A 2,574-nucleotide genomic window follows, 5' to 3' on the forward strand; every position below is an offset into this window, starting at 1 on the left:
GGGCCGACCGGGCGAGGCCGCGAGACCGGGGCGAGCGCGCGCAGGGGGGACGGTGCGGGTACCGGATCCGGGACGGCTGCCGCCGCGGAAGCGAGCGCGGGCGCAGAAGCAGGCGCGGGGGCAGGCGCAGAAGCAGGCGCGGTGGCGGAGGGCGGCACAGGCCGGGAGCGTGCCGCCGTGCCGCGTCCCGACGTACGTACCGGCCCCGGCCCCGGCACGCCGAGTGTCCCGAAGCGGAGGCTCCGCACCTGGTGCTGACCGGCCAGGCGTCGCAGGGCCTGGCCGCCGTCCACACAGGTGCCGTGCACCACGAGCCGTGCACGGGAGCGGACGTCCGCCCCGAGCGTAACGAGCAGCCGCGACAGCTCCGGCCACAGGGACGCGTCCAGAGGCTCCCCGACCCGCCCCAGTTCGATCACCGGCCCGCCCGGAACCACACGGCGTCCGGCGAACGGCACCGGGTCGCCGTCCGGCCCGCTGATCCACAGCCCGGCCCGGGTCACCCGGACCTGCCAGCGGTCGGAGAGCGGCAGCACGCCCTGCTCCCCGCGCCTCCGGCCCGGAACCGGAGAGGTCCACCGCAGCAGCCGGGGGTCCTTCCCCGGAGGGCACACGACGGCGTCCACGTACGGGTGCCAGCAAGGGGCTCCGTCGGCGTCGGCGATGGTCGCCCTTACGGCGTGCCCGCCCGCCAGGCCGCCCGTGGGCAGCAGCGGGAGCCCGGTGTGGACGACGACCTCGTGCCCGAGGGTGTCCGCCAGCGAACGGCCCATCTCCAGTACGTCGTTCCGTCCGCCGGGGGCGAGCCGGACCCGGGCGTGCGCCGCCGGGGGCAGCGATCCGACGGCTTCGGCCACATCGGCCGGCAGGACGTCCTCCCCGTTCGGGACGCCGACCACGACCAGGGGCCCGCCCCGGTCCACGGGTATCGCGTAACAGAGGTCCCCGAGGCGCGGGACGAGCGCGTCCTTCGGCCGTACGAGCAGCCCGGCGGGTATCTGCTCGACCACGCAGCCGCCCGCGGTGTTGCCCGTCCGGGCCGGCGGCCCGGGCTGCCAGTCCGGAGCGGGCTGGCGCGGGCCCAGCGCGACCGGTTCCGCACCGGGCGAGAACCGCCACCAGCCGCCCCCCGTACGGGAGTCGGGTCGTACTCCCGGGACGAAGAGTCCGCCGCCGGGCACGACGAGGACGACCGCGTCCGGCGCGATCACCTCCAGTCCCCAGGCGTCGGCGATGCGGCGGGCCGGTGCCTCACGGTCCGGCCGGTCGTCGCCGGCACCGGACATGACCAGCCTGACGCAGGTGACGTCCTCGTCGCGGAGCGAGTCCAGCAGGGCGGCGAGGCGCGGCCACAGGGCGTCCGCCGCCTCCTCCTCGGCCCCGGTGACCACGGTCACCGTGCCGTCGTCCGACACCAGGGAACGAGCCAGGTCGCCGATGTCGGCGGAGGTGAGCGAGTCGTCCGTGGACGACCGGAGCAGCACGACGCCGTCGTACTCCTCGACGGCGAAGACCGCTGTGTCGACGGTCTCCGGGGCACGGCGGTGAGCGGTCTCCCTCTTGCGCTTCAGGGACCATCGGCTCACAGCCCGGCTCCGAGCTCAGTCATACGGTCCTCACGTGTCCACGCCTCGGCAACCACACCCACCCCACGTTTCCCAATCAGGCCCAACCGGCGGCGGAGTCGGGGCAGTTGTGCCGTGAAGAATGGGTGAACACAAAACAACTCCCGCTCCCCCGCCGCCCGATGCGCCCTCACCCCCGGCCGGTCCGCACCAGCCGCCGCCGTCCCGTTCGCCGTCGTCCCAGCCGCCGTCGTCCCGCTGACGGTCGCCCCGCTTGCGGTCAGCCGCGTCCGGGCTCACCGGTGTGCGGCATCGTCGTGACGAGCCCGGGTTCATCGGCGTGCGGAACCGTCGTGCCGGGCTCCGGCGGCACGGAGACCTCGGGCCCGACACGCGACCAGGATCCCGCTGCCGACGGGCCGCCCGGGGCGGACGGGTCCCGCAGGACGACGACGACGTACGGAGAGCCGGGCGCGGCGTTGCCGGCCACGCTCACCGTGTCCGTGGTGGTCCACACGCCCCGGCCCGTCAGCGCGCTGACGACGACGCGCGGGTCGGCCCCGGCGGCTGTTCCGGCCTCCCGCACGGCCAGGACCAGATCGGTGCGCAGCGGACGGCCGACCAGTTCCCGGTCACGGGACAGGAGTTCACCGACCTCGTCGTACGGCACGCGCAGGGCGGGCCGGCCGGGCAGGCCCATCAGGAGGTGTCCGGAGTCCCCGTGCGCCCAGACGACGTACGGGCCGGGGCCGTCGGGGGTCTTCCACGGCGCGGGCACCACACCGCCCGTCTGCCGTCCGCCGCCCGGCCTGGGCACCACGGCGGCGAGGACGTCCGTGTTCACCGGTCCCGGCGTCCGCGGGCTCGGGAACCAGGTGCGGCCCACCGTGCTGCCGTCGGCGGCGAGCAACCGGGTCTCCGGTGCGAGGGCCCCGAGCACCTCCAGATGGAACGCCGCCACGGCCGTCGGGTCGTCCAGGTCCCGTCCGGCGGCCGCCGCCATCGTCAG

Annotated in this window: 1 protein-coding gene and 1 pseudogene; both read right to left on the reverse strand. The window is 75.8% G+C overall.

Annotated features, from left to right (window positions below; translation table 11 throughout):
* A pseudogene (locus ACYVE9_RS22395) lies at positions 1 to 1,586 on the reverse strand (hypothetical protein); the annotation flags it as partial.
* A gap of 259 nt (positions 1,587 to 1,845) precedes the next feature.
* On the reverse strand, positions 1,846 to 2,574 hold a 729-nt coding region (locus ACYVE9_RS22400; protein WP_461029693.1), incomplete at its 5' end, for a hypothetical protein.

This window comes from Streptomyces sparsus (assembly GCF_054776295.1).